A 15,041-nucleotide genomic window follows, 5' to 3' on the forward strand; every position below is an offset into this window, starting at 1 on the left:
AAAATCACTTGGTGAGATAGAAGCAAATACAAATGTATTAGCTCAATCAATAAACGAGATGAGTGAATCAATCAAAGAGCAAAGTGAAGGTATCAATATGATAAATCAATCAGTTGCTCAAATAGATAATCTAACAAAAGAGAATGTGGTAATTGCTAATAGAGCTAATGAAGTAACAAGTGATGTTGATAACATGGCTAAGACAATAGTAAGTGAAGTAAGAAAGAATAAATTTTAATCAAGCCACTTCATAAATCTTCATAAATTTCAACCTGGTTTAGACTGGGTTGGAATTTTAATTTTTTTAAATTCTAAATCTTAAATTTAATGCTCAAGAACTATCTATCAAATTTTAAAATTTCTAATTACAAACCAAAAATATTTTTTATAAGAGAAACTCGAGTGAATTTTAAAATTTCATAAACGAGTAATTTCGGCTCTAAAATTTGAGCTAAGCGATAAGTGAAGCCAAATTTTAGTAGTCAATTCTTAGGGGTGAATGGAATTTTAAAATTTGCAAAGGCAGCTTTATTAAATTTGTAAATTCTTTTTATCCAAAAGGGAGACAAGGGGACTCGAGTTACGAGGCCGTCCCCTTATCCCCCTTTTTAAATCCTCCAAACCCCTCGCACGTTCAAGGTGCATGCTTCAGTGCTTCGCACTGCATGCGGTTTATTGCTTTAAATTAAATTTCACCTCACCTTATAATGCACGCTACCGCCATATGCGATATCTTCGGCTTTTACGTCATCGCTTGTTAAAATTTCACTTATCTTGCCGTTTGCTTCAAGCCTTTCTCTATTCTCCTGAGCGTCTTCTTGGTAGCTATAAACCATCGCAACGCTCACCACGCCGCTAATGCCCTCTATCATCTTAAAAACTCTGATCTCATCTTCTATGCTCTCTGAGCTAACGACCACCACGATCCTATCTTCTGCGTCAGTGATGATCTCGCACTCTTTTAGCTTGCTTATCTCGCCTTTTACGCTCTCATTTTTATTATCTGTATAGACTATCAGGCTTGAAATATTCATCTAACTCTCCAAAATAAAATTTTCTTCTCATAAGCAGAGGTTACGACCTCGTTGTCACTTATGAAAACTATGCTATTTATCGTGCTTTGTCCAGTTTTTAGCATCGCGATATTTTCCAGGCTAGCACTATCAACTAAATTTACATCGCTCATCTCATCGCTCATATATGCAGCGATCTTGCCATCACTACTAAGCCCCACGCCATAAACCAAAAAGCCAGTATTTATCTTTTTTAGCGTTCCAGCTGAGAAGATGCCAACGATCCTGTCGGTGCCTCCACTTATCATGACGCCATTTTTATAAGCGATGTCGTAGATATTATCAGTGTGGATATCTAAAATTCTATCCATCTTTTTAGTGCGAACGTTGTAAAAATAGACCTTACCACTCTCGCAAGCGATCGCTAGCGTGCCTCTGTCCTCGCTTATCTCCATGTCTGAGAGCATTGCGATTGATATCTTAAAGCTATCATAAATTTCGCCACTTTTTAGGTTTAAAAAGTAAATTTCATTGCTGATCGAGGCAAGTGCTATATGCTCATCATCTAAAAATAGAGCCTTTTTTATCGCTTGATTAGCCATTTTTATGCTTCTCATCTGCCCATTTTCTCTTAGATAAAGCACCTTTGTAGCGTAGTCACCCTCGCTTAGGATGAGGATCTTCCCACCAAGCTCATCTATGCTTAAAATTTTTGGCCTCTCATGGTCGCTTACGTATGTTTTTATATCATCCATTTTGATGATCTCTTCAAATTTACTCTGCTTTGGATCGTAAATTTCAACCGTGCCACCATCAGTTGCGATAAAAAGTTTGCCATTTATCAGCGTAGTATTAAGCACATTTGCACTAGCTTCTATCTCTTTAATAGGCGTTGTGATCTCATTTGCAAAGATAAAATTTAGCAAGCAAAAAAGAAAAAATAAAACTCTCATAAAGCCTCCATCTCAAGCGAATTTTTAAAACAAACATCAAAGCACTCGCCGCAGCTGACGCAATTTTGATTGATTATAGGGCGAAAAACACCAAGAAACTCAACCGCTTTAAATTTACAAGCGTCAAGGCAGTTGTAGCAAATCGTGTCATTCCACGCTAAGCAACTAGCGACATTGATGCTAACTTTAGCATTTATGCTCTTTGGAGAGTTTAAGCTTAGTGTTACGTGAGCGCTACTTTGACAAGCTTTCGCGCACTCTTCGCAAAAGTCGCAGCCTAGCTTTTTAACTTTAAAAACAACTCTTTCATTTTCAAAGCTAAGAAGCTCTTTTTCACAGGCACTTACGCAGCTAGCTTCGCAGCCAGTGCAGTCAAATTCACCGCTAAAAAATGGCGGATCTATAAATTTGGGAGCAGGTTTTGCCCCCAAAATTTTACTAAAAAGCTCTCGCCTGCTTTGCATTACTTAACGCCCTCATTTAAAACGTCTAGTAAATTTGACTTATGTGAGCCGTTTTTATCTCTAAAGTCAGGCTTAAATTTGTTGCCAACAAGCTGGGTTACGCCATTTTGTTGCTCAACGTGGCAAGTTGTGCAGTTATATCTCTCATCATCAAGCTTGCCTGCAAGATCTTTTTTATTTCTGATGTCATAAAGGTGAGAAGCTGGGATCGGAGTTGCTCCGCTATCTTTTGCAAACTCAGGCATGTGGCAGGTTACGCACATATTTGAATCTTTTGTGATAGGCACCAAACCCTCAGTGTCGTGTGGGATAAATGGAGGTGCATTTTCAAAAGATCTGTCAAATCTCTTTGCCATACCTGCTGGCTCTTTTGTGTAGTTGATGTCTTTTAAAACAACGTCTTTATCATCTAACAAATCAACATTTCTAAGGCCGATTTGCGAATCACTAATGCTTGGATTATTCAATGCACATGCCGCTAAAAAGGCAGCGCATAGTGCTCCAAGCGCCATTATTTTCATTTTCATTTTTCTCTCCTTAAATTTCTAATACTAAAATTTAACGCCCCGTCGCCGCAAACGTCGATGCATCTACCGCAGCTTACGCACTCGCTTGAGCTAACCGCGCGGCTCTCTTTGCCGATCATATCTAGCACTTGCACCTCTGGGCAGACGAGCTTGCATTTCATACATTTTGTGCAGGCATTTGCGTCGTGTTTTACTCTGATGAGTGCAAATTTTGATATTACCGCGTAAAATGCACCAAGCGGGCAGACGTGTGAGCAAATTCCTCGCTTTAGCACGAACATATCAAAGGCAACTATACCAAGGGCGATGCCAATGGCGCTAACTGAGCCATAGATGATACCACGCTGGATGATGCCAACAAAGCTAATGCTCTCAAAAGCTGGCATTGACAGAGCAAGGCTTAAGATAAGAGCAAGCGCTAGCAAGTAGTAGCGTAAATTTTTACTTACGTTTAAAATTTTCTCACCCTTAAAGCCAAATTTCTCTCTTAGCTTGTAAGCAATGTCAGTTAGTAAATTTACTGGGCAAACCCACGAGCAAAATGCCCTAGGAGCGATGAGTGCATAAAATGCAAATACGATGATAGCGCCAATTACTGCATTTATGCCTACGCTAAAGCCTGCTAGTAAAATTTGAAGTACCGCAAATGGATCGCTTAGTGGAATTTGTCCAAAAAGCAAAGATGAGCTTAAATTTCCGCTAAGTATCTTAACTCCATAAACATTTCCTAGGATAAATAGCACTAGGATGGAAATTTGAGTTATTCGTCTTAAGATTAAAAATTTCATAGCTCACCACCATTTAGATAGTCAGTCGCCTTTTTGATATCTAGCTTTATCTTGCTATCGGCATCATCCACGCGCCTTTCATCTTCTTTTACCCAGCCTTTGACGTAGTTATCGCCAACTTTGCCAAGCACAACTTCGCGGTTTAGCACGGTAATGGCTGCTTTTTCGGTGATACAGGCTCGCTCGCACACGCCACAACCCGTGCAGATATCGCTATCAACTACTGGGAGTAAAAACGCATGCTTTTGCGTCCTTTCGTTGCGGCGATACTCAAGATACAAGGCCTTATCTATGAGCGGACAGGATCTGTAGCAAGCATCGCACTGTATGCCCCAGTATGCCACGCAGTTTTTCATATCGACCACTGCAACGCCCATTTTGGCTTTATTTATGTCTAGTTTGCCAGCTGTGCTAACTAAATTTGCATCCAGCGCACCAGTCGGACAGGCTGGCACGCAAGGGATATGCTCGCACATATGACAAGGAATTTTTCTAGGCTCAAAATAAGGCGTACCGACACTTATACCATCTTCAAGAGTAGCGAGTTTTAGCGTATCAAATGGACAGGCCTCTACACAAAGCCCACACCTAATACAGCTCTTTAAAAACTGCTTCTCCGCTTTCGCACCAGGCGGTCTAAGAAGTATAAGCGGTGAGGCTTTGGCACTAAGTGACCATATAAAGCCTCCGCCAAGAGCTAAGATCGCTGCCTTAGCTCCAAATTTCAAAGCTTCACGCCTACTTGAAAATTCCATATCAGCCACTTTTATGCCTTGTAAATTTTAACCGCGCACTTTTTATAGTCTGTCTCTTTTGAGATCGGGCAAGTAGCGTCAAGGCAGACTTTATTTATAAATACGTTTTCGTCAAAGAAAGGCACATAGACAAGACCTACTGGTGGCTTATTTCTACCTTTTAGATCTACTCTAGCTTTTACCTTGCCACGGCGTGACTCGACCCAAACGATCTCATTTTGAAGCACGCCAAGCTTTTTAGCGTCATATTCATGCATGTAGCAAAGCGCCTCTGGGACGGCTCTATAAAGCTCAGGAACACGCATAGTCATCGTGCCTGTATGCCAGTGCTCTAGGACACGACCAGTACATAGCCAGAATGGATAATCTTTGCTTGGCATCTCGCATGGATCCATGTAAGGGCGGAAGAAAATTTTTGCTTTGTTTGCAAGAGGAGTTTTCTCTTGATTTTTTACGCCTTTTAGATCGCCTGTTGGAAGGGCTGCGTTTTTGTTGCCGTAGAATGCAAATTTATCATTTGGAGCAGCTTTTTTCGCGTATGGGTCAAATTTAGTGTTAAATCTCCACTGAGTCTCTTTGCCATCAACGACTGGCCATCTAAGACCTCTTACTTTGTGGTAAGTGTCAAAGTCAGCTAGGTCGTGGCCGTGGCCAACGCCAAATTTTCTATACTCTTCCCAAAGATATTTGTGGATGAAAAATCCATATCCTTTAAATTCTTTACCATCAGAGCCGATCACCTTTCTGCTATCGCCAAAGACTTCTGTATTGTCATAGTTTTCCATGATCGGATCATTTGCGCTAAATTTCTTAGCATCTTCATTTGCAAAAAGCACGTCAAATAGCGTATCTTCTTCGCTATATCCCATAGCTTTTGCAGCTTCAAGCACGCTTGGAAGTGTCACTTTGTCATTTAGCTTTTTCTCGCCCCAAACATCTTTTAGCTTAAAGCGCTTACTAAACTCAAGCATCTGCCAGATATCAGGCATCGCTTCGCCAACTGGTAATACTTGCTGTCTCCAGTGCTGTGTCCTTCTCTCAGCATTGCCGTATGCGCCCCATTTTTCGTAGATCATCGCAGTTGGGAGGATAAGGTCAGCTACTTTTGCAGAAATTCCTGGATAAGGGTCACTTACAACGATGAAGTTGTCCATCTCGCGAGCTGCTTTGATCCAGTGGTTTGCGTTTGCAGTGTTTTGCCATGGGTTATTTACTTGAACCCAGATAAATTTAACCTTGCCATCTTCAAGATCACGCATCATTTTTACGTAGTGTGAGCCTGGTACGGCATTTAGTGTGCCAGCAGGTAGTTTCCAAAGTTTTTCAGTGATCTCTCTGTGCTTTGGATTGCCAACAACCATATCAGCTGGCAAGCGGTGAACGAATGTTCCAACCTCTCTTGCAGTTCCGCACGCACTTGGTTGACCAGTTAGAGAAAAGGCACCTGAGCCTGGGAGTGCTTGCTTGCCGAGTAAGAAATGCACCATATAAGCTTGCTCATTTACCCATGTACCGCGTTGGTGTTGGTTAAAGCCCATAGTCCAGAAGCTAACAACTTTGCGGTTTTTCTCGATGTAAAGATCAGCAAGTGCTTTTAATTTTTTCTTAAATTCATTGATATCTTCGTTAGGATCGCCTTTTGCTACCTTAGCCGTAAAGTCAAGTGTGTAAGGCGCAAGAGCTTTTTTAAACTCTTCAAATGTTATTTGCCAGTGATCGCCAGCTTTTGCAGCGTTTTTGTTTTCTAGTGTATCGCCAGCTTTTAAACCAAGATAAGAAAGTGTAACGCCCTCAGCCTCGCTTAGCACCTTTGACTTCTCAGTCGCAGCGGTGTCTAGCTCGCTTGGAGCATATTTTTTGTGATGGATGTCTGGGCGAAGGCCATATCCGATATCAACTGGGCCAGCTGTGAAGACGCAGTGCTTTTTAACAAATTCTTCATCGATCATCTCAGGGTGGTTATAGACTATCTCACGAGCGATGTAGTTCCAGATAGCAAGGTCAGATGACGGAGCAAAAATGATCTCGATATCGGCTAAATTTGATGTTCTAGTTGAGTAGGTGCTTAAATTTACGACTTTTACTCTATCAGGATCGCTAAGCTTTCTATCACTGACGCGTGCCCAAAGGATCGGGTGCATCTCAGCCATATTTGCGCCCCAAGCTATGATGGTATCTGTTAGCTCGATGTCATCAAAGCAGCCTGATGGCTCATCGATACCAAAAACTTGCATAAAGCCAAGAACCGCACTTGCCATACAGTGTCTTGCATTTGGATCGATGCTGTTGCTTCTAAAGCCACCTTTCATAAGCTTAACTGCTGTGTAGCCCTCTGGGATTGTGTATTGACCAGAGCCAAGCACGCCAACGCCGTGAGGTCCAAGCTCATCATAAGTCTTTCTAAACTGAGCTTCCATTACGTCAAATGCTTGCTTCCAGCTTACTTGCTTAAATTTGCCTTTTTTGTCAAATTCGCCCTTTTCATTTACACGTAAAAGTGGATGAGTGATCCTATCTTCGCCGTACATGATCTTAGCGTTAAAGTAGCCTTTGATACAGTTTAGACCGCGGTTTACTGGTGCTTCTGGATCGCCTTTTACAGCTACTATCTTGCCCTCTTTTGTAGCAACCATGATGCCACATCCGGTTCCACAAAATCTACAGGCAGCCTTATCCCAACGCCAGCCTTTTTCAGCTTCGTTTGCCGCACTTAGCGAGCTTGGCACAGCGATACCGGCACTAGCACAAGCAGCACTAGCTGCAGCACTTTTGATGAAATCTCGTCGATTCATTTTTTCTCCTTAAAAGATTTAACACAAAGTTAAATAAATATTAACTTTGCAAAGCTTAATTTACGCCTGATTTACATCGGCTATTTTGTCAAAATCTTAAATTTTAAAATTACAAATTCTTTCCAAGAATTTCTATAAAAAAGAGCCTTGCCAAGAGCGCAAAATCGTAAATTTAAAATCAAAAATATAAATTATTATATAGATTGATTTTTTATTAATCTTAAAAAAATATATTAAAAATCTTATTAAATAATGTGTAGAAAAGTAACATATAAAATGGGTTAAATTTATTTTTTATTTAATCAATTTCTCGAAAATACAATAGATTATGAAGTTAAAAATTTATATCCAAGGTATTTTTAATGTTTAACAAGACTTGTCACAATTATATATCTTTTGTGACAGGAAAATTTATAGCGAAAATTTAATATTTCAAACAAATAATATACGGTTAAAAACTCTAGTAAATTTTAAAATTTATGAGCGAATAAAATTTTAAAATTTGTAAATTTATCTTATTTGCAAATTCGCGAAGAAAGATAAAGGGACGGCTTTGCTTCACTAGCTCGCAACTGCAAGCAGACCGTAATTCAAGTCCCCTTGTCTCCCTTTTGGATAAAAGAGTTTATAAATTTAAAGTTGAGATTTCAAAAAATAGAAATTTGCTATTTTTACAAATTTTAAACTTTCACTCACTCGCAAGAGTTGGCTACTAAAATTTGGCTTCGCTTACAGCTTAGCTCAAATTTTAGAGCCGAAATTACTCGCTCATGAAATTTTAAAATTTGATAGATAATTCTTGAGTGTTAAATTTGAAATTTATAGATAAGCACAAAGATTAAATTTAAAAGATCAACCCCCAACCCAGCTTAAACCAGGTTGGGATTTATGAATATTAATGAAGTAATCTGTATTAAACAAAATTGAGTTTGTTAAAACTCTAGAGAAAGAGTAGTTTAAAACCTCTTCTTCCTAACCTCTTCAACTATGGCTTTAGCCATCTCATCTACTTCTGATGTTACTTCGTTTGCTTGGTTTGCAATTACTACGTTTTCTTTTGTTAGGTGATCTATTTGAGCAACTGATTGATTTATCATATTGATGCCTTCACTTTGCTCTTTGATTGATTCACTCATCTCATTTATTGATTGAGCTAATACATTTGTATTTGCTTCTATCTCTCCTAGAGATTTTTGTGTTCTTTCTGCTAGTTTTCTAACTTCATCAGCAACAACTGCAAATCCTCTACCATGCTCTCCAGCTCTGGCTGCTTCAATAGCAGCATTAAGAGCTAGAAGGTTTGTTTGATCTGCTATATCTCTAATGATAGTTATGATGTTTTTGATCTCATCACTTTGTCTTATAACATCAGCTGTCTTTTGAGAGATGGCATTCATTGAGCTAGACATTTGCTCAACTGCAGCAGCAGATTCTTGTAAGCTATTTGCTTGAGTGCTAGCACCTTGTGTGAGCTCTTTCATAGCCAAAGCCAAAGTTGTAGCCTTTTCTTCAAGCATCTTGGCATCATTTAAATTTGAGTTTAACATAGTGCAAATTACTTCACCCATATTTGATACTCCAAGTATCATAGCCTTTAGATCAGCCTCTAGCTCATCATTTATCTCGACCTTTGCTGTAAAGTCATTTTTAGTATATGAGCTAAGAACATTTGTTATGCCCTTTAAATTTGCCGAGATAGATGTAAAGAATTTATTTAGTAGCTCTTTTAGCTCATTTAGCGATGGGTTGTTTGGAGTTGAGCCTATCTTTGCTCCAAGGTTTCCTTTGATCATTAAATTTGCTACCTTATTTAGCTCATCTATCATAGTGCTATCTTTTTTGATGCCAGCTACGACTTTATCGATGTTTTCATTTATAGCTTTACTCATCTCACCAAATTCATCATTTGATCTTACCTCTAGCTTGCTTGGTGCTTTTGCTTCGTAAGTTACAAATTTAAATAGATCATCAAGTTTAGACTGGATAGTTTTTATAGGGTTAAGAGACTTTTTAAGTAAGAAATAGACAAATGCTGAGAGTATAACGATAAATAGCACTGCTAGGATTAGCTGGATCTTTAGGAGGGGCATAGTATTTGTGGTAAATACATCTTTTTGCATAGCAGATATAGCCAGCCAGCCACGATCGTTTAGCTCTATAAAGTCAGCATATCTATCCTCGCCCTTTGTGTTTTTATAAGCAATTAGTCCATTTTCATTAAATTCTTTATTTTTATATCTAGCGACCAGCTTGCTTGTGGTTGGATTGTCTTTGCCGACTAGATCTTTGTCAGGGTGGATGATGATCTTGCCATCTTTATCTACTACGTAAGCATAGCTATAATCAGTCTTGCTGATACTCATGATCTCTTCACTGAGACTTGAAATATCAGCATTCATGGCAGCGACACCCTTATTGCCGATAGGTGCTGAAAATGCTATCATCATGGCATTTGAGCTTGATGATTTATAAGGATCAGAAAAAGTTGCTTTTGCGCCTTTTGCGATCTTATACCAGTCTCTTGTTCTTGGATCATAGCCATTGTCTTTTGGCGTCTCATTTTTACCATTTGAGCGGTACATCGCACCATCGCTCTCGTATCCAACAAAAATTCTTTCTATCTCAGGCGATACGATAAGCTTGCCTGTGCTTAAAATTTCATTTATCTGGCTTCTGTCCTCTAGCTTTTCTAGCCTTTGGGCGATGCCATTTGCGGCATGTGTATTCTCGTCAAAAAATGTATTCATAGCGTTTTTTACATCTTTTAGAATTTGACGTTGAGATTGGATGACTAGCTCGATGGTTTTGTTTTGGGCAGTGTAGTAACTAGCGGCCGACATAGCCACAAACGAGATACATAGAGCAACTATTAGCATTAGTGCTATTTTATTGGTGATTGACTTCACACGGATTCCTTTACATATGATTTACATTGTTGCAATATCGGCTAGTTTAAAAAGAATTGTATAGCTGTTTAAGAAATTTTTCTTTAAAAATAAGAAATTTTGATCTACAAGATAAATTTAAGGTCTATCTTTTATTAAATTTAAGAGATTTTCTCTGATATTTTCGTTAGTTAAATTTGAAATTTCGCTGTAAAAATTCCCCTCTTTATCTAGCAGATAGATAGCAGAGCTGTGAGCGACAGAGTAGCCCATAGCAGAGTTTTTAAGATGCACTTTTTGATATTTTACACCATAGTTTTTAGCTACTTTTGGCAGATCATTCATCTTTAGTCCGTCTGCGTCCTTGTAGAAATTTTTTGCCATGAGGGTTAAATTTTCAGGCGTGTCACGCTCAGGATCAAGGGTGATGAAGAGTAGCTCAAAGTCGTCTCTTTTTAGTTTATTTAGCTCATCGCCCACAAGAGAGAGCGTAGTAGGGCAGACATCGGGGCAGTAAAGATAACCAAAATATATCGCTTTATACTTGCCGTTATAGTTTTTAAGGCTCACTTCGCCATGCTCTGAAAGCGCCTTAAAATCATACTTGTTTGGCTTTATAAAAAGCATCGCAAGACCAGCACATATTAAGATTATTATTAAGCCCCAAAGTGTCTTTTTCATCATTTGCCCTTACATTTTTAGATCAAGATCGACAAAAAATCCAGTATCTTTTTCGCCATCAAGCAGCTTAAATCTATACCTCATAAGATCGACCACGCAAGCACTTAGCACGACTTGGGCTATTAGGCTATCGCCTCTTTGATCAAGCCTTGCCTTTATAGAACCCATGTTCATATTTATGCCATCGATTACAAGATTTGGATCTTTTAGTCCTAAATTTTTGCCATTAATGATCTTAAAGCTGAATGGTCTCATCGCAAAGATCGGTCTTGGCGAGATGTCTATCTTTAGCTTAACGCCATTAAATTTCACCTCACAAGCATCTTTGTTTAGATCGCATTTTAGAGGATCAAGCGATGTATTTACATCGGCAAATTCAGGCGGATCATCTTTGCTGATCATAAATTTATGACCTATCCAAAAAGCGCCTGCTACGATAAATATGAGTGAAAAAAGGATTAGAATTTTTTTCATTATTTAAAGTTTTTGGTTACTCCGATATTATCAAGCTTGATGCTCTCGCCGTTGCTAAATTTAAGCTCCAGATCAACCTTGTCGCCATCTTTTATAGGCCTATTTAGATCCATTAGCATGATGTGAAGGCCACCAGGTGCTAGCTTTGTCTCGCCATTTTTAGGGATAACGGCGTCTTCAACCTGAACCATGGCCATCATGCCATTTTCCATCTTGTGAGTGTGAATTTCAGTGCTTTTGCAAACACTTGAATGAACGCCAACTAGCTTTACATCGGCATTTGAAGCATTTTTGATATTCATGAAAATAGCGCTGTTGTTTGTGCCAGGCTTTGTGTCTCTTGCTCTGACATTTTCTAGGCTGATGTCAGCTGCCATTAGTGTAGATGCTGCAAGCAATGCACCAAAAACAAGTTTTTTCATATTTTTTCCTTTGTGGTAAATTAATAATGGTTTTCAGATTATACATATAAAGAAACTAAAATTCCCTTTAAAATTTAAAAATTGAAATTTTTTAGGCTATAATTACGCACTAAATTTTACTTTTTGGGACACTTCATTTGAAAAAGATACTACTTTTCTTCATCGCGTTAGCGCCTTGTCTTTTTGCCCAAAATTACGAAGAAATTTACTTAAAAAATGGCCCATCTGCTGTCATAGAAGCCATTGAAAAGAACATTTTAAGTAAGGACTACTGGCTAAACAAGCTCAAAGACAAGGACGTTAGATACGGATATTACGACAACGAGATACTTCTAAGCGTGGTTGATAAGACTGATAAAGAGCTTGAAGTCATCTCTTATAAAGACGGCGTTACAAAAAAACTATTTAGCTCAAGTGTCATTGTTGGCAAAAACGGCGACAAACTGCTTGAGGGCGATCTAAAAACGCCAGTTGGCGTCTATCAGCTCACGCGTAGATTTACGCCAAATGATAGATACTTGGGGCCTCTTGCCTTTTCTCTTTCATATCCAAATTTGCTTGATAAGCTTGCAAAACGCAATGGCAGTGGCATCTGGATACATGGCTATCCGCTCGATGGTCAAAGGACAGATGAGCTAAAGACAAAAGGCTGCGTGGCTATGCAAAATGACATCTTGATGAAATTTGACGAAGTTATAGACCACAAAAAAACACTCGCATTTATCTACGAGGATAAGCGCCCAGAAGCCGCTGCAAACGACATAGCTGTCATCATCTCTGGAATTCTTAACTGGAAAAAGACTTGGAGCGAGAGTGACATTGATAGCTATTTGAAATTTTATGATAAAGATTTTGAGCGATATGACGGCATGAGCTTAGAAAATTTTAAAAATATGAAACGAGCGATCTTTTCTAAAAAAGAGAAAAAACATATCGCTTTTTCAAATTTTCTCATCACACCTTATCCAAATCTTAAAAACGACAAACTCTTTCGCGTGAGTTTTTATGAGGATTACGCTGCTGATACGCATAAATTTGCAGGTCAAAAGACCCTTTATGTCAAGCTTTATGGCGATGAGATGAAAATTTTTATAGAGGAGTAGAAGTGGAAAAATCTAAAGAAGTAAAAGAGAAGATAGAGAAAATTTTAGAGGCTAGGTCTGCGTTTTTTGCTGAGCTAGACCGCCAAGTGCCAAAGAAAAATGGCACTGATGTCTTTGACTTTAGCAAGGTTAAAGAGGCTGATCTAAAAGAAATTTACGCTAAATTTTATGCATTTGACTACAACGTAAGAAAGCTCTTGCCTGATGTTTATAAAGCTTATGATGTGAATTTTAATGTCTGAGATACACCTAAACAAAGCAGCTTACATCCACAATCTAACTAAAATTTGTGACAAAGCTGGCGGAAAAGAAAATGTTATCGTCGTGCTAAAAGATAACGCTTATGGGCATGGCGCAAGGCTCATAGCTAGCGAGGCTAAGAAATTTGGCATAAAAAACTGCGCTGTAAAGAGCGAGTGTGAAGCAAATGAGATCGCTGATATCTTTGAAAATATCTTGATCCTCTCGCACATCCCAACAGGCGATGAGAGCGCTAAATTTACCTATGCCATAAACGACATAGACGCACTTTTAAAGATAAAAGAAAATACAAAAATCAACCTCGCCATCGACACTGGCATGCATAGAAATGGGCTTGATATAAACGAGCTTGATTATACATTTGAAATTTTAGCCAGAAGAAATTTAGAGCTTCTTGGCGCTTATACGCACTTTCGCGCAAGTGATGAGCTAAATGCTGATTATTTCGTGCAAAGAGAGAATTTTAGCGCCGCAAAAGCGAAAATTTTAGTTCTTTGTGATGAGTTTGGTATAAAAAAACCGATCTTTCACTCTCACAACTCAGCCGCCCTTGAAAGAGCGAGTGAGATAAAAGATGAGATGGTGCGCGTAGGCATCGCTCAGTATGGATATGCTCAGTTTAATTGCTCTTTAAATTTAAAGCCAGTGCTTTCACTTTGGGCAAAGCGCGTTAGCAGGCGGGTCTTAAAAAGTGGTCAAAGCGTGGGATATGGGGCTAAATTTATAGCAAAAGATGATATAAACGTCGCTACTTATGATCTTGGATATGGCGACGGACTGCTAAGATACAATGGACTTGGTGAGCTAAGGCTTGCAAATGGCGAGCTGATACTTGGCAAAATTTCGATGGATAGCTTTAGCTGCAAAGATAGTGGCGAGTGGGTCTGTGTCTTTGAGGACGCAAATGTCTGGGCGGAGTTTTTTGGCACGATAAACTACGACATCTTAGTCAAACTCTCGCCAAATATCACTAGAAAATTTATATAAAGGTAATATGTGAAAAAGATCGTTTTATTAGCTCTTGCAAGCCTTGCTTTTGGTGTGCAAGAGAGTGAGTTTAAAGTTTATGAGCAGATACTAAATCAGCTTGATACAAAGCAGATCCCAGCCTTTGTCGTCCAAACCGCAAAGCCAAATTTGCCAAGCAGGGTCGATGAGATGATCACGCTAAAAGATGTAAGCAGCGATGGGCTAAACATACATGGCGAGTTTGTCTTAAACGAGACCAAGACAAAGAAGCTAAAAGGCTACAACAAGGCTCAAATTTTGGCTTTAAAAGATGAATTTTATCAAAACGGAAAAGAGGCGCTTTGCAACTCAGGCATGGCAAGAGCTGCGCTAAATCGTGGCATCACGCTAAGTGGTAGCTACGGCTTTGAGGGCAGGCATCTTTTTGATTTGAAGCTGGATAAAAGTAGTTGCGAGTAGCCATTTTTGCGCTGTTTTTTTGCTCGCTAGCTCTGGCTCTGACGCCAGATATGGCAGCGAAAAATCACGTAACATACTACAAAAAAAAGCTCCCATTTATCTGCACGCCGACGCTAACGCTTAATGATATCTTAAACGTGGGCGATACGCTCATCTACAGATACGCCGTCAAACACGCAAGAAAACAAGAGATCAAAAGGCTTGAAGAAAAAGAACTTTTGGAATTTATCGAGGCCATAAAAAAAGAGAATTTAAGAACCGCCTGCAAGGATAAAGAAATCTTAAATATGCTAAGCATCGGCGTTAGTTTGGATGAAATTTTCTACTCAGAAAACGGCGAACTAATCTTTGAATACACCATAAAAGATGAAGATTGCAAGAAACTGCAGTGAAATTTGGGGTTAAATTTTAGTTTATGGGTTGTAAATTTAGTTTTTAGCCAAACTGTCTTTGTAAATTTTAATAAAACCGCATGCAGTGCGTCAGCACTGTTGC

The 15,041-nt window shown here is 39.0% G+C and carries 16 protein-coding genes and 2 pseudogenes; 6 read left to right on the top strand and 12 right to left on the bottom strand.

Going from position 1 to position 15,041, the window contains the following annotated elements:
- Positions 1-238 (top strand): annotated as a pseudogene (locus tag CYO89_RS00175) (methyl-accepting chemotaxis protein); the annotation flags it as partial.
- Between the two features lie 454 nt (positions 239-692).
- On the opposite strand, the gene CYO89_RS00180 reads toward CYO89_RS00175, so the two are convergent.
- From CYO89_RS00180 to CYO89_RS00230, 12 genes and pseudogenes are all read right to left on the bottom strand, one after another.
- Complete coding sequence (locus CYO89_RS00180) at positions 693-1,034, bottom strand: chaperone NapD (protein WP_002939660.1); 342 nt, start codon at positions 1,032-1,034, stop codon at positions 693-695.
- Positions 1,031-1,966: a WD40 repeat domain-containing protein gene (locus tag CYO89_RS00185; protein ID WP_103596731.1), complete on the bottom strand. Its 936-nt coding sequence runs from the start codon at positions 1,964-1,966 to the stop codon at positions 1,031-1,033. The genes CYO89_RS00180 and CYO89_RS00185 overlap by 4 nt, the downstream gene beginning before the upstream one ends.
- A complete protein-coding gene (locus tag CYO89_RS00190; protein WP_103596732.1) occupies positions 1,963-2,430 on the bottom strand; it encodes a 4Fe-4S ferredoxin in 468 nt (155 codons plus the stop codon). Before CYO89_RS00190 ends, CYO89_RS00185 begins: the two co-directional genes overlap by 4 nt.
- A complete protein-coding gene (locus CYO89_RS00195; RefSeq protein WP_103596733.1) occupies positions 2,430-2,957 on the bottom strand; it encodes a nitrate reductase cytochrome c-type subunit in 528 nt (175 codons plus the stop codon). The genes CYO89_RS00190 and CYO89_RS00195 overlap by 1 nt, the downstream gene beginning before the upstream one ends.
- Positions 2,954-3,745, bottom strand: coding sequence for a quinol dehydrogenase ferredoxin subunit NapH (gene napH / locus CYO89_RS00200; RefSeq protein WP_103596734.1), 792 nt, complete (start codon positions 3,743-3,745; stop codon positions 2,954-2,956). Before napH ends, CYO89_RS00195 begins: the two co-directional genes overlap by 4 nt.
- Positions 3,742-4,500 (bottom strand): ferredoxin-type protein NapG, encoded by a 759-nt coding sequence (gene napG, locus CYO89_RS00205; RefSeq protein ID WP_228027415.1) that lies wholly within the window; start codon positions 4,498-4,500, stop codon positions 3,742-3,744. Before napG ends, napH begins: the two co-directional genes overlap by 4 nt.
- Positions 4,501-4,511: 11 nt before the next feature.
- Complete coding sequence (napA, locus tag CYO89_RS00210) at positions 4,512-7,292, bottom strand: nitrate reductase catalytic subunit NapA (RefSeq protein WP_103596735.1); 2,781 nt, start codon at positions 7,290-7,292, stop codon at positions 4,512-4,514.
- A gap of 956 nt (positions 7,293-8,248) precedes the next feature.
- Positions 8,249-9,412 carry a methyl-accepting chemotaxis protein gene (locus CYO89_RS10675; RefSeq protein ID WP_430516202.1) on the bottom strand — a complete coding sequence of 388 codons (1,164 nt, stop codon included), beginning with the start codon at positions 9,410-9,412 and terminating at the stop codon, positions 8,249-8,251.
- A 105-nt stretch (positions 9,413-9,517) separates the two neighbouring features.
- Positions 9,518-10,168: pseudogene (locus tag CYO89_RS10680) on the bottom strand (cache domain-containing protein); the annotation flags it as partial.
- A gap of 147 nt (positions 10,169-10,315) precedes the next feature.
- Positions 10,316-10,858, bottom strand: a complete 543-nt coding sequence (locus tag CYO89_RS00220; RefSeq protein ID WP_103596737.1) for an SCO family protein — start codon at positions 10,856-10,858, stop codon at positions 10,316-10,318.
- Positions 10,859-10,867: 9 nt separating this feature from the next.
- Positions 10,868-11,332, bottom strand: a complete 465-nt coding sequence (locus CYO89_RS00225) for a hypothetical protein (protein ID WP_103596738.1) — start codon at positions 11,330-11,332, stop codon at positions 10,868-10,870.
- Positions 11,332-11,754 (bottom strand): copper chaperone PCu(A)C, encoded by a 423-nt coding sequence (locus tag CYO89_RS00230; RefSeq protein WP_021088383.1) that lies wholly within the window; start codon positions 11,752-11,754, stop codon positions 11,332-11,334. The genes CYO89_RS00225 and CYO89_RS00230 overlap by 1 nt, the downstream gene beginning before the upstream one ends.
- Before the next feature lie 137 nt (positions 11,755-11,891).
- Between CYO89_RS00230 and CYO89_RS00235 the strand changes: the two genes are divergently transcribed.
- From CYO89_RS00235 to CYO89_RS00255, 5 genes are read left to right on the top strand one after another with little or no spacing between them, the layout of a single operon-like run.
- Positions 11,892-12,857: a L,D-transpeptidase family protein gene (locus CYO89_RS00235; protein ID WP_103596739.1), complete on the top strand. Its 966-nt coding sequence runs from the start codon at positions 11,892-11,894 to the stop codon at positions 12,855-12,857.
- Positions 12,858-12,859: 2 nt separating this feature from the next.
- Positions 12,860-13,099 (top strand): CmeU family protein, encoded by a 240-nt coding sequence (gene cmeU, locus CYO89_RS00240; RefSeq protein WP_103596740.1) that lies wholly within the window; start codon positions 12,860-12,862, stop codon positions 13,097-13,099.
- Positions 13,092-14,105 (top strand): alanine racemase, encoded by a 1,014-nt coding sequence (locus tag CYO89_RS00245; RefSeq protein WP_103596741.1) that lies wholly within the window; start codon positions 13,092-13,094, stop codon positions 14,103-14,105. The genes cmeU and CYO89_RS00245 overlap by 8 nt, the downstream gene beginning before the upstream one ends.
- Positions 14,106-14,114: 9 nt before the next feature.
- Complete coding sequence (locus tag CYO89_RS00250) at positions 14,115-14,546, top strand: peptide deformylase (protein ID WP_103596742.1); 432 nt, start codon at positions 14,115-14,117, stop codon at positions 14,544-14,546.
- Positions 14,547-14,596: 50 nt separating this feature from the next.
- Positions 14,597-14,938 carry a hypothetical protein gene (locus tag CYO89_RS00255; RefSeq protein ID WP_181001858.1) on the top strand — a complete coding sequence of 114 codons (342 nt, stop codon included), beginning with the start codon at positions 14,597-14,599 and terminating at the stop codon, positions 14,936-14,938.
- The last annotated feature ends 103 nt before the right edge of the window (positions 14,939-15,041 follow it).

Source organism: Campylobacter concisus, from assembly GCF_002913765.1.
Classification (GTDB): Bacteria; Campylobacterota; Campylobacteria; order Campylobacterales; family Campylobacteraceae; genus Campylobacter_A; species Campylobacter_A concisus_BB.